Raw genomic sequence first — 22,711 nt, forward strand, 5'->3', positions numbered from 1 at the left:
TTTCTGATTGAGTTTCAGTGATTTGTGACAACAGTTTAGTTAAAAGTCAGGTCAGTTCTAAGGCAGCTCAGGAGCTTCGATAGCAACATGAATGTGTGCCATCCGACGACGAATCGTGTAGGCCATCCCTCGGGCACGGGGCTGAATGCGTTTGAACATCGGACCGCCATCAACGCGGGCTTCGGTGATCTTCAAAGCTTCAACATTACGAGCACCCTTGTCTTCAGCATTCGCCATCGCACTCTTGATGACCTTTTCAAGAAAACGTGCTCCACGGTTTGGAATAAACTTCAACGAATCCAAACCTTCTGAAGCAGTCATACCTCGAACCAGGTCTGCAAAAGGACGAACCTTTGTTGCTGAAATTCGTGCAAATCGATGCATTGCTCGAACTTGCCCCATGACAATTACTCCACTTCAACTATTGCATAATTCTATCGGTTATCGGCTATCACAGCCGCAACAACAACAAACACAAACGCTTATTTCTTCTTCATCGTATGTCCACGGAAGTTACGAGTCAGCGAGAATTCTCCCAGCTTATGACCGACCATTTCTTCCGTCACATACACATTTAAGTGAGCGCGCCCGTTATGCACCAGGAATGTATGACCTACAAACTCCGGAGCAATCGTTGAAGCACGAGCCCATGTCTTGATCGGTGTCTTTTTACCCGATTCGTTCAACTTCTCAATCTTCTTAAGAAGCTTAACGTCAACATATGGCCCTTTTTTCAGAGAGCGACCCATAAAACTTGTCCTCAATTATCGAAAACAGATAGTTATACTGTAAATTAAAATCAAAACGGAAATCAGAGCTTCAGCTGACCATAACGACGTGACTTGCGACGTCGAATAATGGCCTTTGATGATGCCTTTTTCCTCTTTCTTGTTTTTCCACCTTTGGCGAGCTTACCAGTCGGGCTACAGGGATGACGACCGCCTGAGTTGCGACCTTCACCACCACCCATCGGGTGAGCAACCGGGTTCATACAAGTACCACGGACATGAGGACGACGCCCCAGCCAGCGTTTACGACCTGCTTTACCCAGGACAATCTTTGTATGCTCCGAGTTTCCAATCTCACCCATTGTGGCCCGGCAGGAACTGGGAATACGACGAACTTCGCCGGAAGGCAGAGTCACCTGTGCCCAGTTATCCTCACGAGCATTCAACACAGCAGAGGTACCAGCACTACGACAGAGCTGACCACCACGACCAGGTTGCATTTCCACATTATGAATTGTTGAACCCAGGGGAATGCTTGACAGAGGCATGCAGTTCCCGACATTTGGTTCTACTTTTTCTCCACTGACAACGGTATCACCGGCTTTCAAGCCTTCCGGAGCCAGAATGTATCGCTTTTCACCATCGACATAGTGCAACAGTGCAATCCGAGCTGAACGATTCGGATCATACTCAACCCCATTCACCTTGGCTGGCACACCATCTTTGTTACGACGAAAGTCAATCAGGCGATACATCCGCTTATGTCCGCCACCGCGGTGACGGGAAGTAATCACGCCCTGGTTATTCCGCCCACCTTTTTTCTTATACCGTACCAGCAGGGATTTCTCAGGAGCTTTTTTACGATCTGTAATCGCTGCAAAATCGCTCACCGATGCACCGCGCCGACCTGGCGTTACTGGCTTGTAGAATCGGATTCCCATAATTTAGTTCCTCAATAACTTTTTTGGCTTCAAAACCAGATCACGATATGTTTTGACTGACACCCTACACAAAATAAGGCTTAAAAGAATGAAATACGATCATCCTCATGCAGTTCCACAATCGCCTTCTTCCATGATTTTGTATAACCAACTTTATATTTATGTCGCCGTGGCTTTCCGCCTCGATTCTGTGTGCGAACACCAACGACTCGCACATTCCACAATTCAGACACAGCTTTTTTAATATCTGTTTTCGTGGCAGATTTATCGACCACAAACGTGTATGCATTGAAAGACTCAGACAGGTGAGTCCCTTTTTCTGTCACCAATGGCCGGATGACGACCTGATACGGCTCCAGTTGAACGCCTTTTTTTAAACCATCCGACATAACAACTAACCTTAATACTCAAACTGGATGACTAAACTGAAAACCCTGTAAACTAACCTTCAACCCGACCGAGCAGCCGATCCAGGGCTGACTTGGTCAGAACCATCTGCCGCTGATGCAGAACATCATAAGCATTCAGGTCGCTTGCAGGTGAAACCTGTACCCCTGCAATATTGCGAGCAGATTTCCATACTACAGGATCATGCCCTTCAACAGTCAGCAGACAACTGGTGCTGGATAAACCCAGAGCCTTCAGCACGCCTACGACTTCTTTTGTCTTTGGAACCTGCAACGCCAGTTCATCAATCAGCGTCACCTGCTCATCTTCAAATTTACTTAATATCGCCATACGGGTTGCCAGCTTGACCGCCTTCTTAGGCAAGCGATAGCTCCAGTCTTTCGGAGTTTTCGCAAAAGTGTGACCACCGCCCCGTCGCACAGGAGTTCGGGCTGCACCAGCACGGGCACGCCCAGTCCCTTTCTGACGATACAGCTTCTTGGTACTGCCAACGACCATACCACGGCTCTTTGTCTTGGAAGAACCAATTCGTTTGTTCGCCTCATACATCACGACGACATCGTGCAGTAACTGGCGATTGATTCCATTGGCTAATTCCGTGGACTCAAATTCATATTTGCCCACTTCTTTGCCAGCTTTATCTTGAATTGCAACAGAAATCATTTCGACACCATATATATAAGGCAGAACTACCTAAGTACTTCAAACACTCAAAAACTAATACTTGTTAGTACGACGAATCACCAGATCGCCCCCATTCGGGCCTGGCACGGCACCCCGGACCAGAAGAACGCCGTTCTCCTCATCAACCCGGACCACTTTCAAATGTCTGACAGTAATCTGCTTGCCACCATATCGACCACCCATTCGCGTCCCCTTCATAACACGGGAAGGATCCGCACTCTGACCAATAGAACCACCATGACGGTGAACTCGTTTCACACCGTGAGTAGCTCGTTGACCCGAGAAATTATGTCTTTTCATCACACCGGCGAAACCGCGACCCTTGCTGGTACCAATCACATCAATGAATGGCACATCAGCGAAGACGGAAACCGTCAACTCGCCGCCGACTTCGCAACCATGGTCTTCACCATCCGTGCGAAACTCTTTTACAAACCGCTTTGGCTCGCAACCTGCTTTTTCCACTACAGCCACACCGGACTCCGCACGCTTCTTCTGACGCTTGCTATCCAGTGCCGCCACATGGCCACGCTCACTACGAGCGGCTAACCGGCGTGGTTTATCTCCAAAACCAACCTGAACCGCTTCGTAACCATCCGTGTCCAAAGTACGCACCTGGAGCACATGGCAAGGACCAGCCTGAATCACAGTGACAGGGACCATAATCCCGTCATCATAAATTTGCGTCATCCCGACCTTTTTACCCAGCAGACCGACAGGCATACTCATCACCCTTAAACAACGGGAACAAAGCTTCCACGAACACCGCCAGTTTAGACAGCAGGAAGCATAGCACCACCAGCCAAAAGCTGGATCCCTAACCAATCAAGCGACATCGGCACGAAACCGACAGCGCGAGCATCATAACGAAAACCGATAATAGACTAGTTTCCGCCAGCGGACGCCTTAATTTTAATATCAACACCAGCAGGCAACGACAATTTATTCAAAGCATCAATTGTCTTGCCGGTTGGAGACAAAATATCAACCAAACGCTTATGAGTCCGAATTTCAAACTGCTCGCGAGATTTCTTATCGATGTGCGGTCCTTTCAGAACCGTATATCGCTCAACTCTCGTTGGCAATGGAATAGGGCCATGCACGATCGCACCGGTTCGCTTCGCCGTATCAACAATATCTGCTGCCGACTGATCCAAAACGGAGTGATCATAAGCTTCCATGCGAATTCTAATTCGCTCTTGACTCGCAACGGCCACCAATAATTTCCTTCGCTAAAATTAGACTCTTACCCCGCTTAGACAATTTTCTCGCACGGGGAAGCGAGCAATACTAATGAGACCTTCACCGCTTGTCAACAACCCCACCAAAGCTTAAAACGCTTTTTTTGAAATTCTGACTTCTTTACCAGGAAAGCACACCAGATGCTGTTCATCTGAATTCCGCAATGCAGTTTTCAGTTTCGCAGAGGAGACAAGTTACACTCTCCCCCACTGGATACCAAGCGTCCAACCCTATGATTTTTCAAAAATTATCCAATCATCTCTTTTAAGACACTTGGAGGAGCTGGCGCGTACTTCAATGGCTCCATTGAAAACGAGGCACGTCCCTGCGACAGGCTGCGAATCTGGGTAGAATAACCAAACAACTGCGACAGAGGTGATTCGACCTCCATCACACACAGATCCCCCCGCCATTCACTATTCAGAACGCTCGCATTCCGAGAACTGAGATCCGCCTGGATATTTCCCCGAAACTCATCGGGCGTTACAACTTCCATCTTCATAATAGGTTCCAGCAACTGCATCTTCGCATCCATAATGCAACCATGCAACGCCTCGGAAACAGCAGCCTCAACGGCAGCCTCATTCGTCTCCCCTTCGCGGGCATGCGCTTCGAGCACGGTGAACTGCACATTCATCAGAGGAAACCCAACCTGCCCGCCGCCATCAACGCCCATCCGCAAGGTATCCATCATCACCTTGACCAGACCAGGATCCAAATCTTCCGGCTTCAATTTACTGATAATCGAAATCGGCGATTCTCCCTTAAAAGGCTCCAGACGCAACTTCACATTGAAATACAGGTTCCCATTTGCTGCCGGACGATTGAACTCAACCCTTTTTTCAACCGCCGCTGAAACCGTTTCGCGATAACTGACGCGCGGCTTATGCACGCGCACACTTAAATTGAATTCTTTCTGCATCCGGTTCCGCAACACCTCCAGATGCAATTCCCCCATGCCCGACACAATCGTCTGGCCAGTCTCTTCGTTGGGGATCGCCTTGAATGTCGGGTCCTGCCGAGACAGTTTCACCAAAGTCTCTTCCAGCTTTTTCCGATCCGCACTCGACTCCGGCTCCACCGCCATCGAAATAACGGTCTCGGGAAACGAAATACTTTCCAGCAAAATCGGATGTTTAATATCACAGAGCGTGTCGCCCGTGACCGCATCTTTCGGCCCGATCACTCCGGCAATATCACCGGCGTCAATACTGTCTGTTTCAACCTTTTCCCGTGCGTCAGCATGCACACGCCAGAGCTGACTGATTAACTCTTTCTTACCAGTACGTGCATTGAGTAACCGCGTACCGCTCTTCAACTGACCCGAGTAAACACGGATAAAACATAAATCGCCATGCTTATCGGTCTGAATCTTGAAGACCAGCCCACACACGGGCTCATCCACTGAAGTCGCCCGCGATTCCGGTTCACCGGCATCACCACCCCGCTTTTTCGGCTGTGGATTAATCCCTTCGACAGGAGGCCGATCCAGCGGGCTGGGCAGGAATTCACCCACGGCATCCAGCACCGGCTGTACGCCGATAAAATTCAGGGAAGAACCACAAAATGTTGGCTGCAGATCACCCCGCAATGTCGCCTCCCTCAACAGACGCAACAGATCTGCTTCCGGAATATCTTCGGTTTCGTAATACTGCTCCAGCACCTTCTCGTCCAGCTCGGCGACAGCTTCCAGCATTTTATTCCGCCACTCCTGCGCCTGCTCCAGATACTCATCAGCAATTTCACGAACTTCGAAGCTGGACCCCATAGAACCCTTGTCGTAATAGAGTGATTTCATTTTGACCAGATCAATCACCCCCTCAAACGAGACACCTGTGGAAGTGGAACCTTCCCCGATCGGAATCTGCAGCGCCACAGGATTGGCTCGCAGGCGGCGCTTAATCTCTTCAAATGTACGGTTAAAGCTGGCACCGATGCGATCCATTTTATTAATAAAACAGATGCGGGGCACATTGTATTTATCCGCCTGCCGCCAGACTGTTTCGCTCTGGGCTTCCACCCCTTCCATTGCGCTGAACACAACGACGGCACCATCCAGCACCCGCAGGCTGCGCTCTACCTCGGCTGTAAAATCGACGTGCCCTGGCGTGTCAATAATGTTGATCGAATACCCTTTCCAGTGACAGGTAATCGCAGCCGAATAGATGGTAATTCCCCGCTTCGCTTCTTCTTCATCGAAGTCTGTCGCGGTTGTACCTTCATCGACCCCACCGGGCCTGTGCACAACGCCTGCGTAATACAGAATTCGCTCGGTGGTCGTGGTCTTACCGGCATCAATGTGAGCGATAATCCCGATATTTCTGATATGATCTATTGAAGCTGACATCTTACCCTCTAACCCCATTCACAAAAGTGCCAACATGCACACCAGACAGCAACGCATCACTTCTGCCTGAAACTCATCGCACACAAACCAGATGTTACATCTTACGTCTTCCCCCGGGATCAAAAAAAAAGACGCACAAAGTAATGGCGCGAGAGCCTTACCAGTGCGTCTTAATGATCGATTAACTTGCCTTAGCGTGAGAAGGCGAAGTGAGCAAATGCTTTGTTCGCTTCAGCCATGCGATGGATATTCTCACGGGTAGTCATGGCTGTCCCCTCTTTTTTGTGGGCTGACATAATTTCATCTGCCAGACGAACTTCCATGGGACGGCCCTTCTTGCCACGAATTGCGGCCAGAAGCCAGCGAATCGCCAGGGTCTGCTGACGCTTGGGATTCACGGGAGTTGGAACCTGATAAGTCGCACCACCGACGCGTTTGGACCGGACTTCTACACTGGGCTTTACATTTTCTACAGCCTGCGTGAAGACTTCGATCGGCTCAACATCGGGAACCTTTTCTCTGATACGCTCCAAAGCATCATAGAAAACGTTTTGAGCAACGCTCTTTTTACCATCGTGCATCAGGCAGTTAACAAACTTGGAAGCCAACATCGAATTGAACCGTGGATCTGGTTTCAACTGAGACACACTGGCTGTAAACTTCTTGCCCATTCCAACTTTTCCTCTGACAGTAATTTCAGCGTTCTTGCAGAATGCTGACTAAATGATATCAAATATTAAATGAATGAATTTAAACCAGGCCTACTTAGGACGCTTGGTACCGTAACGACTGCGTGCCTGACGACGATCATTCACACCCAGTGTATCCAGAACACCGCGGATGACCTTATAGCGAACACCCGGCAAGTCGCGAACACGACCACCACGCACGAGCACAATCGAGTGCTCCTGCAGGTTATGCCCTTCACCAGGAATATAAGCCGTCAGCTCTTTCCCGTTGGAAAGACGCACACGAGCCACTTTACGCAAGGCGGAGTTCGGCTTTTTCGGCGTGACGGTTTTTACCTGCAGACAGACACCACGCTTCTGCGGACAACCTTCCAGCAGAGGAGTTTTACTCTTGGAGATCTGTTTTTTTCTTGGCTTACGAATCAACTGATTAATCGTTGGCATCTGAAACAATCCATCTTCGTTCAAAACTTGAACTACAATAAACACTTCTATTTACATGCAGCCATCGAAACAAATGACCACGTTATTCGCATCTTTTCCGTACCTCCCACCGGAGACAGGAACGGGACAATGTATCCAGCCCGAACGCATCCGTCAAGTCTCACACCTGATCCAATTTTTGATCAAAGACAATCGACTGATCCGCAATATCGTTCGGACTGCTACACCTTATTCATCATACGGATTCGGACTGGGTGGCGTATTTTCCACTGAGGGATCAACGCCTCCCTGCCCATAGTCTTCGACTTCCTGACCGCCCCCCAGAGGAACCGGTTTATCAGGCGTGACTTCGTTCAACAGACTCATACGAGCTGCCAGAATCCGTTCTTTTTCTGCTTTCAGTTCTTCCAGAGCTTCCGGACGAATTCGCACTTCTGCAGTCTGATGCTGGTAGAAACCAGTTCCTGCCGGCACGAGGTGGCCCAGAATCACGTTTTCCTTCAGACCTACCAGATAGTCAACCCGACCTGCCAGAGCAGCTTCGGTCAGCACCTTGGTGGTTTCCTGGAAACTGGCAGCCGAGATAAAGCTTTCGCTTTGTACGGAAGCTTTGGTAATCCCCAGCAACTGCGAGCTGGCAGACGCCGGTCGCGGCTTGGTGAAGCTGGCGGGACCCTGCCCTGCCAGTTCTACCTGGGCATTCACTTCTTCGATGGTCGCCAGCGGAACCAGGTCGCCTGGCTGGAAATCGGTATCACCCGAATCCACAACCTTAACACAGGCACTGGTCTCTTCGTTGATCTGCTGGAAGGTCAGCTTGTCGAGCACGATGCCCGGCAGCAGATTGGTATCACCCACATCTTCCACCATCACCTTGCTCAACATGCGGGAAATAATAATTTCCAGATGCTTGTCGTCGATCGTCACACGCTGTGCACGATAGACGTTCTGAATTTCATGCAGCAGGTACTGCTGGACGGCTTCGGTACCACTCACACGCAAAATATCGTGAGGCACCAGAGGACCACGCACCAGAGCGTCGCCAGCTTTTACCAGGTCGCCCGCGTGAACCAGCAGATGCTTACCGTGAGGAATCACGTGTTCCACTTCGGTTCCGTCTTCACCACGAACAATCACGATTCGCTTACCACGTTTCTTTTCTGGAACGAATTCGACTTCACCGTCGATTTCAGCCAGAACGGAGGGGTCTTTCGGACGACGTGCTTCAAACAGCTCCGTCACACGAGGCAGACCACCGGTAATATCCTGGGTACCGGAAGATTCACGTGGGTTCTTCGCCACCACGGTTCCCGCGGTGATTTGTTGCCCTTCATCCACTTCGATACTGGCTTTTTCAGGCAGGTAATAGAAGTCGAGAATTTTCCCGGTACCGTCTTCGATGATAATCTGCGGATGCAGCTCACCTTTATGTTCAATGATCGAACGGCGGACGTGACCACTGGGGTCCTTATCCGTACGAATAGTCTTACCTTCGACACACTCTTCATACCGGACACGACCACCCACTTCAGCCAGGATCGAGATGGAGTGAGGGTCCCATTGACAGATCACCTGACCTTCGGACAGCTCATCACCTTCATTGACCATCAGAGTGGCACCGTTGGGAATGGTGTACCGTTCAAGTTCACGACCTTTTGGATCGTTAATCAAAACTTCACCATTTCGCGTCAGGACCACGCTCAGACCTTCACTGTTGACAACAGATCGGATGCGGGCAAAGCTCACCTTACCGGCACGACGGGTGCGGATTTCGTTTTCTTCCACTTCACGGGAAGCGGTTCCACCAATGTGGAACGTACGCATTGTCAGCTGAGTACCAGGTTCACCCACACTCTGTGCAGCGATAATCCCGACAGCCAGCCCCTCTTCGACCAGCGAACCGGTCGACAGGTCCATCCCGTAGCACAGCCGACAGAGGCCCAGAGACGATTCACAGGTCATCGGGCTGCGTACCTGAATTTTCTCCAGACCCATTTCCTCGATGCGACGGGCAATCTCGACTGTGATCAGTTCATTCTCACGGACAATCACTTCGTCGGTAATCGGGTCGACAATGTTCGTACGACTGACACGACCACGGATCGCATCGGTCAGACTCATTTCGACCTTCTCACCACGATAGACCACCCCACGGGTCATACCCTGAGCCGTTCCACAGTCATGTTCAGTCACAACCACGTTCTGACAGATATCTGCCAGCTTACGTGTCAGGTAACCAGAGTCTGCCGTTTTCAGAGCGGTATCCGCCAGACCTTTTCGTGCACCGTGGGTTGAGCTGAAGTACTCGAGCACAGTCAGACCTTCTCGGAAGTTCGCCTTAATGGGAGTTTCAATAATTTCCCCACTCGGCTTGGCCATCAGACCACGCATACCACCCAGCTGACGCATCTGTTCGATACCACCACGAGCACCGGAGTTTGACATCAGATAGATCGGGTTCACGTACTTGCCGTTTTCACGGTAGTCATTTTCCAGCTCATGCATCATGGAGGTCGTAATCAACTCGCGGGCATGAGTCCAGGTATCGAGCACCTGGTTATATCGCTCTTCCGCAGTAATCAGACCACGGTCATACAGTTTATTTTTCTGCAGGACAGTCTTTTCAGAATCTCCAATCACCTTGGCCTTGTTCGGCGCGGTCTTCAGGTCGCTGGTTGCGAAGGACAGACCACTCAAGGTTGATTCACGGAAACCGGTTTCTTTCATCTTGTCGAGCAGGTTAATCGTTTCCCGCCGTCCCAGTTCCAGATAACAGTCGGAAATCACGTTGGACAGATCGCGACCTTTCATGGTGAGATTATAAAACGCCATCTTCCTGGGCAGAATATCATTGAAAATCACACGGCCCACGGTCGTCTCAATCAAACCACCCATCTTGAAATCATCTGCCCCGTCACCTTTAATCCGCTTATCAGAAGGCATACGCACTTTGATAATGGCATGGCGATCAAGTGCGCGCTGCTGGAAGGCGGCGTGTACTTCGCTGACACCGGAGAAAGTCATCCCTTCCCCCTTCCGCTCTGCCTTTTTGAGCGTCAGGTAATAGCAACCCATCACGATATCCTGTGAAGGACGAATAATGGGAGCACCATCAGAAGGACTGAAGATATTGTTTGTCGCCAGCATCAGCGTGGTCGCTTCCACCTGGGCTTCAATAGAGAGTGGCAGGTGAACCGCCATCTGGTCACCATCGAAGTCGGCATTGAACCCACCACAAACCAGCGGATGCACACGAATCGCGTTTCCTTCTACCAGAATCGGTTCAAATGCCTGAATCCCCATACGGTGTAAAGTCGGAGCACGGTTCAGCAATACAGGGTGATTCTGAATGACTTCATCGAGAATATCCCAGACGTCCTCATCCTTACGTTCCAGCATGCGTTTGGCAGATTTGATCGTATCAGCATGGCCGCTGTCTTTCAGACGACGAATAATGAAGGGCTGAAACAGTTCCAACGCAATCTTCTTGGGCAGACCACACTGATGCAGTTTCAGCTCGGGACCTACCACGATCACACTTCGTGCCGAATAGTCAACACGTTTACCCAGCAGGTTTTCACGAAAACGTCCCTGCTTACCTTTGATCATGTCAGTCAGAGACTTCAAAGGCCGATTGGAAGACCCCAGGACCGGACGCTTGCAGCGGTTATTATCAAACAACGCATCGACCGACTGCTGCAGCATGCGTTTTTCGTTCCGCACAATAACTTCAGGTGCATTCAGGTCAACCAGTTTTTTCAATCGGTTGTTTCGGTTTATAATTCGACGATACAGGTCGTTCAGGTCGCTGGTGGCAAAGTTGCCTGAATCCAGCAGTACCAGAGGACGCAGATCGGGAGGAATCACGGGAATCACTTCCAATACCATCCATTCCGGACGGTTGTCACTGTCACGCAACGACTCAACAATTTTCAGCCGCTTGATGTAATCCTTGCGTTTCTGCTGACTGTTGGTCTCAAACAGATCTTTTCGCAGTTGCACGGACAACTCGACCAGGTTCAGGCTCATCAATAGTTTCTTGATGGCTTCTGCACCCATTTCGATTTCGAAGGCACCGGGACCATACTTAGCCTGATTCTGGCGCGCTTCTTCTTCGGTCATGGTCTGGCACATTTCCAGAGGCGTATCCCCCGGATCGGTGACCACATAATCCTGGAAGTAAACGACCTTCTCAAGGGCGGTCGTCTTCATGTTCAGCAACGCACCCAGACGGCTGGGCATGGATTTGAAAAACCAGATATGCACGATTGGCGCAGCAAGTTCAATGTGCCCCATACGCTTTCTACGGACGCGACTGTGAGTCACTTTCACACCACAACGGTCGCAGATCATCCCTTTGTACTTCATGCCCCGGTATTTTCCGCAGGCACATTCCCAGTCTTTTTCAGGACCAAAAATCCGCTCACAGAACAGACCATCCCGTTCGGGGCGGTAGGTTCGATAGTTAATGGTTTCCGGCTTCTTGACTTCGCCGAATGACCAACTCCGAATATCATGAGGACTGGCCAGCCCAATTTTCACTGAACCGTAATCGTTAATTCGCTCGTAAGCTGTCTGTGCAACACTCACTGTGCACGCTCCTTATTTTCTGAACTAATTATGATCAGACATTGATCCTGAAAAAGAAAACTCTACGTTTGACGCAATTCCCCAATCCTGGGAACGCGTTAACCAGGATTCTTTTCCAGTTGTAGATTCAAACCAAGTCCACGGATTTCGTTGTTTAGTACGTCAAAGCTGGCTGGCGTACCGGCTTCCAATGTATTCTCGCCATTCACCATTGATTCATAAATCTTGGTACGGCCTTCGACATCATCACTCTTCACAGTCAGTAATTCCTGCAGAATGTATGCGGCACCGTAAGCTTCCAAAGCCCAGACTTCCATTTCCCCGAATCGCTGACCACCGAACCGGGCTTTACCACCCAGAGGCTGCTGTGTAATCAATGAGTAAGGGCCAGTCGAACGGGCATGTACCTTGTCGTCCACCAGGTGGTGAAGTTTCAGCATGTAAATCTGACCTACAGTCGTTTTCTGCTCGTAGGCTTCACCCGTACGACCATCAAACAACTGTGCTTTTCCATCCTTAGGCAGACCGGCCGTTTCCAGGAAATCCTGAATCTGTGATTCCATTGCCCCGTCAAAGACGGGACAGACAGCCCGGAAGCCGTGCTTCTCAGCGGCCCAGCCCAAGTGCGTTTCCAGAATCTGACCCACGTTCATACGACTGGGAACCCCCAGCGGATTCAACATGATGTCAATCGGAGTACCATCTTCAGTAAACGGCATGTCTTCGATCGGCAGAACCTTGGAGATTACCCCTTTGTTACCGTGACGACCAGCCATCTTGTCACCGACAGAGATCTGGCGTTTTGAAGCAACATAAACCTTGACCATCTGCAACACGCCGTTTGGCAGTTCTTCGCCACGTTTCATGCTGTTTACACGCTGGTCACAGGTTTCGATCACGTCTTCCACATTCGACCACAGCTCTTCGATCACAGCACGACAGTCTGCTTTTTTCTGCGGGCTGCGAATATCCATGTCATCCAGGTGAGACAGGAAATCATGTGCATACTGCGAGACGAATTTGTCTTCCGGAATTTCACGAACCTTGCGACCATCATCATCCGTCATAGGCTGTCCCAAAGCGTTTTCGAATGCCTTAAGGAATTCGCGGAACTCTTCAGCAATCTGATGATCACCTTCTTCTTCGACCTTCTTCAGCTCTTCGTCATACTGCTTGCGCTCGTAATCGGTCAGGCTCATGCGACGGGCGAATTTTTCTGTGTGAATCACGATCCCTTCCACACCACTGGATGCTTCCAGAGATTCGTTTTTAACGTCTTCACCAGCACGTCCGAAAATGGCGTGCAGCAGTTTTTCTTCCGGTGTCAGCTCAGCTTTGGCTTTAGGTGATACTTTACCCACCAGAATATCACCCTGGCGGACACGGGTACCGACCTTGATGATGCCGTCTTCACTGATATGACGCAGCGCCTTTTCACTGACGTTGGGAATATCACGAGTGAATTCTTCACGCCCCAGTTTGGTTTCGCGAATTTCCACATCAAATTCATCGATATGAATCGAAGTATAAACGTCTTCTTTCACCAGGCGTTCCGAAAGGATAATCGCGTCTTCAAAGTTGTAACCATCCCATGACATGAAGCCGACCAGCACATTACGGCCTAATGCCAGCAATCCGTCAGCGGCAGCGGCACTGTGACAGAGAATCTGCCCTTTCTTCACCTGATCGCCAACACTAACAGCGGGCGTCTGGTTCAGACAGGTTCGCTCGTTAAGACCTTCATATTTCCGCAGACGATATTTCTTGCCGTTGACTTCAACAACATTGCCATCCACGTAAGTCACTTTACCGGCTTTTTCAGCACGGACGACCATCCCGGAGTTCTGGGCTACCGCAACTTCCATCCCGGTTCCCACCAGCGGTGGTTCGGCGATCAGCAGAGGCACAGCCTGGCGTTGCATGTTAGAACCCATCAAGGCACGGTTCGCATCGTCGTGTTCCAGGAACGGAATCAATCCGGCCGAGATCCCCACCATCTGAGCGGGGTCCACGTCGATGTAATCAACATCGCCGGCCGCAATCCAGACCACGTCATCACGGTGACGAGCCATCACACGGTCTTCAATAAACTTTCCATTTTCCACGGGCGTGTCGGCAGGAGCCACATGGACCTCTGCTTCTTCATCGGCACGCATCCAGTGCACTTCATCGGTCAACTTACCATTTTTCACCTGACGATAAGGTGTGACCAGGAAGCCGTAATCATCTACCTTCGAGAAAATGCTCAAACTGGAAATCAGACCAATGTTAGTACCTTCCGGCGTTTCAATCGGGCAGATGCGTCCATAGTGAGAAATATGCACATCGCGAACTTCGAAGCCGGCACGTTTCCGGTTCAAACCACCTGGTCCCAACGCAGACAGACGCCGTTCGTGAGTCAACATGGACAGCGGGTTCGTCTGGTCAACCACCTGCGACAGCTCACTGCGACCAAAGAAGAAATCGATGGCTGCCGAGACACTTTTGGGGTTAATCAGCGTGCGGGGAGACATTTCCTCAACATCTTTTTGAGTCATGCGTTCCTGTACGGTACGACGCAGCTTCAGGAAACCCTTGCGGATTTCATCGGAAGCCAGTTCGTCGATCGTACGCAGACGACGGTTACCAAGGTTATCGATATCATCCACGTAGGCGGACGATTCCCCCACGCGTAACCGCACGAGATAGCGAATGGAATTGATAAAGTCTTCCGGACGCAAAGTCATTTCCGTATCGGGAACGTCCTGCTTGAATTTACGATTGATACGGAATCGACCAACACGCCCCAGGCGATAACGGTTCACGTCAAAGAATTTTTCTTTGAACAGGTCAATCGCACGCTCCAGTTGAGGAGGGTTACCAGGACGTAAGCGGGAATAAATTCGCAGCAGCGCCTCTTCGTGACTGGCAGTCGGATCTTCGGCAATACTCTGCAGTACGAGTACGTCAGTGATATCTTCCACGATCTCAACTGTTTTCAATCCTGTGTCGACGATCTCATCGATCATTTCTTCAGTGATTGTCCCACAGCAATCCAGAATAATTTCGCCACAACGATCATGACCAGCTGGATAGATAATGTCTTCTGCGACAATCTTACCGAGCAGTTTTTCCATCGCGTTACTGGATGAAATTTTTTCCGATTTCGTATCATAGAACAGCTTCACCAGATCGGTATCAGAGGAATAATCTTTGGACATGGCCCGCAGCAGGGTCATGGCAGAAAATTTACCACTCTGGTCAATTCGTACTCCCAGTGTATCCTTCTTGCTGACAACCAGCTCAATCCAGCTGCCTCGCTCGGGAATGACACGACAGGAATATTCTTTCTTTTCACCCGGCTCAGAACTCAGCACAAAGTCAACACCAGGTGAACGGTGCAACTGACTGACGATACAACGCTCAGCCCCGTTGATGATGAATTCACCACCGCCGATCATCACGGGCAAATCGCCCAGATAAACTTCCTCTTCAATCGGCTGCTCTTTCACCAGTCGCAGCCAGACCCGGAAGGGGCGACCATAGGTCATACGCAGCTGACGACATTCAGTGGGAGTATAGCGGGGCTTGCCCAGTTCATACTTAACGTATTCCAACTGGTACTGTCCCTGATAGCTCTCGATCGGAAATATTTCGCGAAGAATTTCTTCCAGGCCCTGATTTTTTCGCTCGCGAGGCGATTTGTCAGCCTGAAGAAAACTCGCATAGGACGAAGTCTGAATTTGTGTTAAATCAGACAACTCAAAACTATGTTCAATCTTACCAAAGTTTTTGACAGAATGAGTGGGAATAGTTCGCTGTGCTGGAATCGGCATTAAGATGTTCTTTTCTACTTACCTGGTGCCAGATATGGAATTACTCTGCAGAGTTGACGCGGGAGGACTGACAGAGCACAAACCAAGAATAGCGAGGAGCCGCAGCGCGCACCTCGAGAGAATACAGCCCCGAATGCTGCATTAAAAGCGAATCGCTTGAATAAATTAAAGCCTGATAAATCGCTCAATACTACTTTGCTATTCAAAAGAGAGTGCAATGAGTCGATTGCTTAGACCATATGGGACTGAAACGATGACTGATCGAAGCAGATAAACTTACGGAAACAAAAATAGGAAGCAGTATCAACACGTAACGAAAACAAGCTTCTGTCATACAGTCACTCAACATTACTTTCGAACACAACCCGACAGAATCGCGCGCCCCTACTCATAAGCATTGTAAACGGTGTAACAGAACACTTCAATCATACGCAGAAAAAAACCATATGTACATACAAACAGAAATCTAACCTGTGCCAAATTATTTCGGCACAGGTCAGATCCAGATGGCTTTTTTCAGTGATTGACTACTTAACTTCAGCAGTACCGCCGGCTTCTTTGATTTCCTTAACCATTGCTTCAGCATCTTCTTTGGAAATGCCTTCTTTCAATGGTTTGGGAGCACCTTCTACCAGGTCTTTTGCTTCTTTCAGTCCCAGGCCTGTGGCGGCACGGACGATCTTAATTACTGGAATCTTACTGTCGCCAAACCCAGTCAGGATGACGTCAAATTCTGTCTTTTCTTCTGCAGCTGCAGCACCACCACCGTCACCTTGAGGTGCCATCATGACAGCGCCACCGGCGGCAGCTTTAATACCGTGAACTTCGTCGAGGTATTCAGCCAGATCTTTAGCCTGGAGCAATGTCAATCCAGCAATTTTGTCACCCAGTTCTTTGGTTTCTTCACCAAATTCAGTTGTTGCTTCGGCTGTCGCCATCTTCTCTTTCCTTTCGCACGAATGCGTAAAATAAAATCTCTCAACAATGTAAATTGAATCAACGCTGCTTTGCCTCAGCAGCCGTTGCTGCAAATCTTGACAAACGCCTCATAATCCCCGAACAAATCAGCGAATTATGATTCTTCCCCTTCAGAGATTGTCTTAATTTGCCCTGCAAGGGTCCCACCAGGACCTTTGATTGCCCCTGCCAACTGTGCACCCGGTCCAAGGATCCGGGAGACAATTTCGCCGATCAATTCCATTCGACCAGGGCTCTTACTCAACTTTGTAACATCTTCCGATGAAAGTGCTGTTCCCTCTGTCACACCACCTTTAATCTCCAGCGTGCTGATGTCGGAAGCCCACCTGGTCATCTCTTTGGAGAGGGCGACGATGTCTTCCCCGCCCCAGACCAGAGTAGAAGGTCCTTTCAGAACATCATCCAGGCCTTCAACGCCAATATTGGCCAAAGCACGGCGTGCCAGAGAATTTTTCACGGTCAGGGCTGCAATCCCCTTTTCCTGCAGCTTGATACGAAAACCGTTGTCAGTTATCGCATCCACTTTTGCAGAATCTACTACGACGAAGTCGCGGACTTCGCTGATCTGAGATTGAATCTCGGAGATGATCATTTCTTTTACAATTTTACTCATTAGATCTCTTCCAGCTTATGAAACGCCGAAAACTGTTTCTTTGTTTTGATGATGATTTCCAGATGACCGCTGCGATTAGAGAGCAACTGAAATCCCAGGGCTCATTGTCGCTGAAATAGCAACATTTCGCACATATGCCCCCTTCACGGATGAAGGCCGCAGAGAATCCAGAAACTTCAGCATTGCCTGAATATTCTCTACCAGCTGACTCTCATCAAACGAGAGCTTACCGACCCGGCAATGCACGTTTCCACCAGCATCCACGCGGAACTCAACCTTACCCGCTTTGTAATCCTGAACTGCAGTACCCACATCCTGAGTCACAGTACCAGCACGAGGAGATGGCATCAGACCACGAGGCCCCAGTACACGCCCCAGTGGACCAACCACACCCATCATGTCGGGAGTCGCGATGGCCACATCGAAATCGAGCCAGCCACCTTTAATTTTTTCTGCCAGATCTTTACCACCGACTGCATCTGCACCGGCGGCTTCAGCAGCTTCGGCGTTGGCCCCCTGAGCAAACACAACCACCCGCTGGGTCTTACCGATACCGTGTGGCAGATTAATTGAACCACGCACCAGCTGATCCGCCTGGCGAGGATCAACACCCAGCCGCACAGCCAGCTCAACAGTCTGATCCATTTTAACAGGCTTGATTTTCGCGGGCAGATCGCCTTCGAGAGACTTCAGAACTCCGACAGCCTCTTCCAGACCGACCGTACCGACACCAGCCAGTTTTTCGTTGTAAAACTTAATACGCTTGGATTGTTTTCCCATGACTCTCTATCCGACTAAACGTGAGATGGATTTATAAATTTTCGCCTGCATTAAAGCGTGAACCCTTCCTGACAGAAGGCATTCAGCAGACCAGTTTATTTTTCGACTTCAAGGCCCATGCTGCGAGCAGTACCGGCGATAATCTTGGCAGCCTGATCAATGTCGGGAGCATTCAGATCCTCGAACTTGGTCTTGGCAATCTCCTTCAACTGGGCCACAGTCACAGTACCGACCTTATTCTTCTTGGGATTGCCTGAACCTTTCGCAATCTGAGCAGCCTGCTTCAGCAACACAGCAGCCGGCGGACTCTTCAGAATAAAGTCAAACGAACGATCGTTGTAGACACTGATCACAACAGGAATTGTGGTCCCGGCCATATCCTTAGTACGTTCGTTGAACTGCTGCACGAACTGACCAATATTGACACCGTGAGGCCCCAGGGCTGTACCAACAGGCGGAGCCGGAGTCGCTGCGCCACCGGGAATCTGAACTTTTACTTCTGTAACAAGCTGCTTAGCCATTCGACCGACTTTCAAAACACTTTATAAATAGATGAATCTTTACCGTTTAACACAGAGCCGGACGGCTCGTTAAACTTTTTCAATTTGCCAGTACTCCAACTCCGTCGGAGTCGGACGACTGAATATTTCAATCAGGACGGTTACTTTGCCACTGGCTTCATCAACCGCGTCGATGGTTCCCTCAAACCCTTCGAAGGTGGCATCCTTCACCTTGACCACATCACCCACTTGAAAATCCAGTTTAATTTTGACCGGAGTCTCTTCTTTTGACTCTTCGCGTCCCAGCATGCGGGCAATTTCATGCTCCTGCATGGGAATCGGCTTACCTGCAGCCCCGGTAAAGTCCCCGACTCCATTCGTGGAACGCACCAGATACCAACTGTCATCATTCAGTTCGACCTGGATCATCAGATAACCGGGATACAGTTTTCGCTCAAAGACCCGTTTTTTTCCGCCTTTTGTTTCTACTACCTTTTCGGTGGGGATAATAATTTCCCCGAAATATTCTTCCAATCCATCCCGTTTAATACCACGTAGCAGCGCGTCTCGAATGGATTTCTCCCGGTTGCTCTGCACCTTCAGTACGTACCAGAGGCGCTTTTCTGAGCCCTCCAGACTTTCAGAGGTCGGTTCAGAACCAGAATCATTACTCATGAGACACCTTTAATAGGGCTTTTGAAACCGACAAAAACCCTGTTTGACGCTAACACTGCAATCCAGAAGACCGCAAAAAACAGGAATCGCTCATAATGAGCAGAAAGAACGATTTATTCAAGAAACAGAGATCATAAATCTCTGTAATTCACTGAAAGGCCGACTCGCTTCGTCATCAAATCTGCAAAAAGTTGATCAATCTGAAGAACCATTGCCAGAGCACGTCAAAGGCCAACAGCAAAAACGCTAAAAAAAACATAATCACGATCACAACCGTAGTAGACCGCCACAACTGATCCCAGGTCGCCCAGGTCACCTTGCCAATTTCCGCCTCTACCGAGATCAGAAAGTCAGCAAAACGGGGGAAATTGACCACCCGATACGACAGCCACGCAGAAACCACGACGACCGCCACAGCAATCCCCTTCTGCATCCCAGCAGACATCCCCAGCGGCAGCACGTTATAAAGTGAATAAGCGCCGAAAATGGAAATCGCCACCAGGCCAAGTGCAGTCAACTGACGGACCAGTCGCCCTTGATTCCTCTTATACAATCCGCCACTAACCAGAGTAGCCGAGAATGCTTGTTCCGCTTTGGATTTAGCCATGAGACCAGTTTACTAAAATATTTAAGAACAGAGGCGAATCAAAAGACCGCAAACCTGCTTTTTACCACGCCAGCGACACTAGACTCCACACTCCAATGCCTGCCCTGACAGCAAATGCAACACCAAAACACGGGCGGAGGGAATTGAACCCCCAACCGCTGGATTTGGAATCCAGTGCTCTGCCAATTGAGCTACACCCGTCTACCAGTCTGAACCAGCCAGATACTTTGACAACCGGAAGCAACCCTAAAAACCGACACCAGTCACAAAATCCCCGACCAGCAAGACTTTTACTTCTTGCGAGACTCTTTGTGCAGAGTATGACGCCGCAGCTTTGAGCAATACTTCATCAATGAAAGCCGCTCAGTGCCACGAGTTTCCTTACTGACCCGATAATTTCGCATGCCGGTCTCAGTACATTCTAACCACACATATTCACGTGCCATAACAGCCCTCAGTCCCGATGGACATCAAAACATAAATCAAATATTACTGGAAGGTGTCCACCCCATAAAAAACAGAGTGGACACCATTTATTCAATATCGAAAGCATCGCTTTCAACTACTCAACAATTTTGGTAACCACACCAGAACCAACAGTACGACCACCTTCGCGAATCGCGAAGCGGCTACCTTCAGACATGGCGATTGGCTTACCAAGTTCCACTTCGACTTCAACATTATCGCCTGGCATACACATTTCTGCACCGCCACGCAATGTTGTGGAACCAGTCACGTCAGTTGTACGGAAGTAGAACTGAGGACGATACCCGTTGAAGAACGGAGTATGACGACCACCCTCTTCTTTGCTCAGTACGTAAACCTGACCTTCGAACTTGGTGTGCGGAGGAATCGAACCCTTGGCAGCCAGAACCTGACCACGCTCGACGTCTTCCTTCTTAGTACCACGCAGCAGGATACCCACGTTGTCACCAGCCATACCCTCATTCAGAGTCTTCTGGAACATTTCCACGCCGGTACAGGTTGTTTCCTGCGTATCACGCAGACCAACGATTTCCACTTTGTCGCCAACAGTGATCTTACCCTGTTCGATACGACCAGTAACCACAGTACCACGACCAGCGATCGAGAACACGTCTTCAATCGCCATCAGGAATGGCTTGTCTGCTTCACGCTCAGGAGCTTTAATATCGCTATCCAGAGCATCCATCAACTCACCAATACAGGCATTGAATTTTTCATCACCAGGATGATCCAGGGCACCTTTAGCGTTTCCACGTACGATCGTAATTTCATCGCCGTCGAAACCGTACTTGGTCAGTAACTCGCGAATTTCCATCTCAACCAGTTCGAGCAACTCTTCGTCATCGACCAGGTCACACTTATTCAGAAAGACAACCAGCGAGGGCACATCCACCTGGCGCGCCAGCAGAATGTGTTCACGCGTCTGAGGCATCGGGCCGTCAGCAGCAGAAACCACCAGAATCGCACCATCCATCTGGGCAGCACCGGTGATCATGTTTTTGATATAGTCGGCGTGACCAGGACAGTCGATATGAGCGTAGTGACGAGTTTCGCTTTCGTACTCCACGTGACTCACAGCAATTGTCACAGTCTTGGTATCGTCACGAACGGTTCCCCCCTTCGCAACATCAGCATAACTCTTCATCTGGGCAAGACCCTTCTCGCTCTGTACCGCCAGCAAAGCTGTTGTCAGAGTTGTCTTACCATGGTCGATGTGTCCAATCGTACCTACGTTTACGTGCGGCTTTGTTCGCTCAAAGACTTCCTTAGCCATCTCTCTTTAAAACCCCTTTTTTAAACCTGACACAATGCCAGACCTAAACAATAAAACCAACAAAACAAATAGCGAGGTAAAAACAGGAGTCACCCCTCGCACGCAAGAGGCACACACCTCCTGATATTCACTTTATATAAATCAACTCAAAAAGCTGCTGATGGGACTTGAACCCATGACCTCGTCCTTACCAAGGACGCGCTCTACCAACTGAGCCACAGCAGCATTTTTTGATACACATTTCAAACGCATTGTCATTAAAAAGCGGGTGAAGGGAATCGAACCCTCACAACCAGCTTGGAAGGCTGGGGCTCTACCGTTGAGCTACACCCGCACAACATCGCGACTCAGTCAAACTCCAAAATTTATCATTGGGGGAAGCAGGATTCGAACCTGCGAAGGCGTAGCCATCAGATTTACAGTCTGACCCCTTTGGCCGCTCGGGAATTCCCCCCAACCAGCCGAAGCTGGAATACTTAAACCGAATACCACAAACACTTTATAATAATATCGACCTGTGGCAATCCAGGCAAAAGAGCTAGCGGTGGGAATCGAACCCACAACCTTCGGTTTACAAAACCGATGCTCTGCCGATTGAGCTACGCTAGCCTGCTGACCTGAAAACTAAGCTAACAGGCTTCAAGCCTCATGCAACCTGAACAAACTCGCCTGGCTAAAGAGGTACTTTCCCCGCCGAAACTCAGTAAGCAGCTCAATATAGCAATCAGGCACTTGCTTGCAAGTGTGAACGCCTGGCTGATTAGAAAAATTGTTATCTTTTCTTAATGCTGTATGCCTATACGGCCTAAGATTTTCCATCTCGAAACAATCTGTTTTTCTATCCTCGCAACCGGTCTTTTTTTCGAGGAAAAACCAACGTTAAACGTTTCGTATGCTAAGTTCAATGAGCC

The 22,711-nt window shown here is 49.6% G+C and carries 20 protein-coding genes and 5 tRNA genes; all 25 read right to left on the bottom strand.

Annotation, left to right across the window (positions count from 1 at the left end):
- Nucleotides 1-57: 57 nt before the first annotated feature.
- The 25 genes from rplV to Pan161_RS27705 all read right to left on the bottom strand — a co-directional run bounded on the left by rplV (nucleotide 58) and on the right by Pan161_RS27705 (nucleotide 22,409).
- On the bottom strand, nucleotides 58-402 hold the full coding sequence (gene rplV, locus Pan161_RS27585; RefSeq protein ID WP_145231956.1) for a 50S ribosomal protein L22: 345 nt from the start codon (nucleotides 400-402) through the stop codon (nucleotides 58-60).
- 80 nt (nucleotides 403-482) lie between these two features.
- Nucleotides 483-749: a 30S ribosomal protein S19 gene (rpsS, locus tag Pan161_RS27590; protein ID WP_002649717.1), complete on the bottom strand. Its 267-nt coding sequence runs from the start codon at nucleotides 747-749 to the stop codon at nucleotides 483-485.
- Nucleotides 750-811: 62 nt separating this feature from the next.
- Nucleotides 812-1,669: a 50S ribosomal protein L2 gene (gene rplB, locus Pan161_RS27595; protein ID WP_145231957.1), complete on the bottom strand. Its 858-nt coding sequence runs from the start codon at nucleotides 1,667-1,669 to the stop codon at nucleotides 812-814.
- An 80-nt stretch (nucleotides 1,670-1,749) separates the two neighbouring features.
- A complete protein-coding gene (gene rplW, locus Pan161_RS27600; protein WP_145231958.1) occupies nucleotides 1,750-2,058 on the bottom strand; it encodes a 50S ribosomal protein L23 in 309 nt (102 codons plus the stop codon).
- Nucleotides 2,059-2,110: 52 nt separating this feature from the next.
- Nucleotides 2,111-2,740 carry a 50S ribosomal protein L4 gene (gene rplD, locus Pan161_RS27605; RefSeq protein WP_145231959.1) on the bottom strand — a complete coding sequence of 210 codons (630 nt, stop codon included), beginning with the start codon at nucleotides 2,738-2,740 and terminating at the stop codon, nucleotides 2,111-2,113.
- A 54-nt stretch (nucleotides 2,741-2,794) separates the two neighbouring features.
- A complete protein-coding gene (gene rplC, locus Pan161_RS27610) occupies nucleotides 2,795-3,484 on the bottom strand; it encodes a 50S ribosomal protein L3 (RefSeq protein WP_145231960.1) in 690 nt (229 codons plus the stop codon).
- 161 nt (nucleotides 3,485-3,645) lie between these two features.
- Nucleotides 3,646-3,978, bottom strand: a complete 333-nt coding sequence (gene rpsJ, locus Pan161_RS27615) for a 30S ribosomal protein S10 (protein ID WP_145044987.1) — start codon at nucleotides 3,976-3,978, stop codon at nucleotides 3,646-3,648.
- Between the two features lie 272 nt (nucleotides 3,979-4,250).
- Entirely contained in the window at nucleotides 4,251-6,350 is a 2,100-nt protein-coding gene (gene fusA, locus Pan161_RS27620; RefSeq protein ID WP_145231961.1) for an elongation factor G, read from the bottom strand.
- Between the two features lie 191 nt (nucleotides 6,351-6,541).
- Complete coding sequence (gene rpsG, locus Pan161_RS27625) at nucleotides 6,542-7,021, bottom strand: 30S ribosomal protein S7 (protein ID WP_145231962.1); 480 nt, start codon at nucleotides 7,019-7,021, stop codon at nucleotides 6,542-6,544.
- Nucleotides 7,022-7,111: 90 nt separating this feature from the next.
- Nucleotides 7,112-7,483, bottom strand: a complete 372-nt coding sequence (gene rpsL / locus Pan161_RS27630) for a 30S ribosomal protein S12 (protein ID WP_002649821.1) — start codon at nucleotides 7,481-7,483, stop codon at nucleotides 7,112-7,114.
- Between the two features lie 228 nt (nucleotides 7,484-7,711).
- Nucleotides 7,712-12,073 (bottom strand): DNA-directed RNA polymerase subunit beta', encoded by a 4,362-nt coding sequence (gene rpoC, locus Pan161_RS27635; protein ID WP_145231963.1) that lies wholly within the window; start codon nucleotides 12,071-12,073, stop codon nucleotides 7,712-7,714.
- Nucleotides 12,074-12,171: 98 nt separating this feature from the next.
- Nucleotides 12,172-15,888 carry a DNA-directed RNA polymerase subunit beta gene (rpoB, locus tag Pan161_RS27640; protein ID WP_145231964.1) on the bottom strand — a complete coding sequence of 1,239 codons (3,717 nt, stop codon included), beginning with the start codon at nucleotides 15,886-15,888 and terminating at the stop codon, nucleotides 12,172-12,174.
- 527 nt (nucleotides 15,889-16,415) lie between these two features.
- The gene (gene rplL / locus Pan161_RS27645; protein WP_145231965.1) at nucleotides 16,416-16,826 is read right to left on the bottom strand and encodes a 50S ribosomal protein L7/L12; all 411 of its coding nucleotides are present in this window, start codon (nucleotides 16,824-16,826) and stop codon (nucleotides 16,416-16,418) included.
- Between the two features lie 134 nt (nucleotides 16,827-16,960).
- A complete protein-coding gene (rplJ, locus tag Pan161_RS27650) occupies nucleotides 16,961-17,479 on the bottom strand; it encodes a 50S ribosomal protein L10 (RefSeq protein WP_145231966.1) in 519 nt (172 codons plus the stop codon).
- Nucleotides 17,480-17,554: 75 nt separating this feature from the next.
- A complete protein-coding gene (gene rplA, locus Pan161_RS27655) occupies nucleotides 17,555-18,259 on the bottom strand; it encodes a 50S ribosomal protein L1 (RefSeq protein WP_145231967.1) in 705 nt (234 codons plus the stop codon).
- Between the two features lie 95 nt (nucleotides 18,260-18,354).
- A complete protein-coding gene (rplK, locus tag Pan161_RS27660; protein ID WP_145231968.1) occupies nucleotides 18,355-18,780 on the bottom strand; it encodes a 50S ribosomal protein L11 in 426 nt (141 codons plus the stop codon).
- A 69-nt stretch (nucleotides 18,781-18,849) separates the two neighbouring features.
- Nucleotides 18,850-19,434, bottom strand: a complete 585-nt coding sequence (gene nusG, locus Pan161_RS27665; protein WP_145231969.1) for a transcription termination/antitermination protein NusG — start codon at nucleotides 19,432-19,434, stop codon at nucleotides 18,850-18,852.
- A 175-nt stretch (nucleotides 19,435-19,609) separates the two neighbouring features.
- Nucleotides 19,610-20,041 (bottom strand): preprotein translocase subunit SecE, encoded by a 432-nt coding sequence (secE, locus tag Pan161_RS27670; protein ID WP_145231970.1) that lies wholly within the window; start codon nucleotides 20,039-20,041, stop codon nucleotides 19,610-19,612.
- A gap of 128 nt (nucleotides 20,042-20,169) precedes the next feature.
- Nucleotides 20,170-20,242: transfer RNA gene (locus Pan161_RS27675), tRNA-Trp, on the bottom strand.
- 89 nt (nucleotides 20,243-20,331) lie between these two features.
- Entirely contained in the window at nucleotides 20,332-20,487 is a 156-nt protein-coding gene (gene rpmG / locus Pan161_RS27680) for a 50S ribosomal protein L33 (RefSeq protein ID WP_145231971.1), read from the bottom strand.
- A 116-nt stretch (nucleotides 20,488-20,603) separates the two neighbouring features.
- Complete coding sequence (tuf, locus tag Pan161_RS27685) at nucleotides 20,604-21,800, bottom strand: elongation factor Tu (RefSeq protein WP_145231972.1); 1,197 nt, start codon at nucleotides 21,798-21,800, stop codon at nucleotides 20,604-20,606.
- A gap of 152 nt (nucleotides 21,801-21,952) precedes the next feature.
- Nucleotides 21,953-22,025, bottom strand: a tRNA-Thr gene (locus Pan161_RS27690).
- A gap of 38 nt (nucleotides 22,026-22,063) precedes the next feature.
- Nucleotides 22,064-22,134, bottom strand: a tRNA-Gly gene (locus Pan161_RS27695).
- A gap of 38 nt (nucleotides 22,135-22,172) precedes the next feature.
- A tRNA-Tyr gene (locus tag Pan161_RS27700) sits at nucleotides 22,173-22,254 on the bottom strand.
- A gap of 82 nt (nucleotides 22,255-22,336) precedes the next feature.
- Nucleotides 22,337-22,409: transfer RNA gene (locus tag Pan161_RS27705), tRNA-Thr, on the bottom strand.
- Between the last annotated feature and the right edge of the window lie 302 nt (nucleotides 22,410-22,711).

Origin of the sequence: Gimesia algae (assembly GCF_007746795.1) — a bacterium.
GTDB lineage: Bacteria > Planctomycetota > Planctomycetia > Planctomycetales > Planctomycetaceae > Gimesia > Gimesia algae.

Excerpts from the sequence above, each read along its gene's own strand:
- secE (WP_145231970.1), bottom strand. The coding sequence starts at position 20,041 with ATGGCTAAATCCAAAGCGGAACAAGCATTCTCGGCTACTCTGGTTAGT.
- rplV (WP_145231956.1), bottom strand. The coding sequence starts at position 402 with ATGGGGCAAGTTCGAGCAATGCATCGATTTGCACGAATTTCAGCAACA.
- rplD (WP_145231959.1), bottom strand. The coding sequence starts at position 2,740 with ATGATTTCTGTTGCAATTCAAGATAAAGCTGGCAAAGAAGTGGGCAAA.
- rpsS (WP_002649717.1), bottom strand. The coding sequence starts at position 749 with ATGGGTCGCTCTCTGAAAAAAGGGCCATATGTTGACGTTAAGCTTCTT.
- rplW (WP_145231958.1), bottom strand. The coding sequence starts at position 2,058 with ATGTCGGATGGTTTAAAAAAAGGCGTTCAACTGGAGCCGTATCAGGTC.
- rplK (WP_145231968.1), bottom strand. The coding sequence starts at position 18,780 with ATGGCTAAGCAGCTTGTTACAGAAGTAAAAGTTCAGATTCCCGGTGGC.
- rplJ (WP_145231966.1), bottom strand. The coding sequence starts at position 17,479 with ATGAGTAAAATTGTAAAAGAAATGATCATCTCCGAGATTCAATCTCAG.
- rpoB (WP_145231964.1), bottom strand. The coding sequence starts at position 15,888 with ATGCCGATTCCAGCACAGCGAACTATTCCCACTCATTCTGTCAAAAAC.
- fusA (WP_145231961.1), bottom strand. The coding sequence starts at position 6,350 with ATGTCAGCTTCAATAGATCATATCAGAAATATCGGGATTATCGCTCAC.
- rplL (WP_145231965.1), bottom strand. The coding sequence starts at position 16,826 with ATGGCGACAGCCGAAGCAACAACTGAATTTGGTGAAGAAACCAAAGAA.
- rplA (WP_145231967.1), bottom strand. The coding sequence starts at position 18,259 with ATGGGAAAACAATCCAAGCGTATTAAGTTTTACAACGAAAAACTGGCT.
- rpsL (WP_002649821.1), bottom strand. The coding sequence starts at position 7,483 with ATGCCAACGATTAATCAGTTGATTCGTAAGCCAAGAAAAAAACAGATC.
- rplB (WP_145231957.1), bottom strand. The coding sequence starts at position 1,669 with ATGGGAATCCGATTCTACAAGCCAGTAACGCCAGGTCGGCGCGGTGCA.
- tuf (WP_145231972.1), bottom strand. The coding sequence starts at position 21,800 with ATGGCTAAGGAAGTCTTTGAGCGAACAAAGCCGCACGTAAACGTAGGT.
- rpmG (WP_145231971.1), bottom strand. The coding sequence starts at position 20,487 with ATGGCACGTGAATATGTGTGGTTAGAATGTACTGAGACCGGCATGCGA.
- rpsG (WP_145231962.1), bottom strand. The coding sequence starts at position 7,021 with ATGGGCAAGAAGTTTACAGCCAGTGTGTCTCAGTTGAAACCAGATCCA.
- nusG (WP_145231969.1), bottom strand. The coding sequence starts at position 19,434 with ATGAGTAATGATTCTGGTTCTGAACCGACCTCTGAAAGTCTGGAGGGC.
- rplC (WP_145231960.1), bottom strand. The coding sequence starts at position 3,484 with ATGCCTGTCGGTCTGCTGGGTAAAAAGGTCGGGATGACGCAAATTTAT.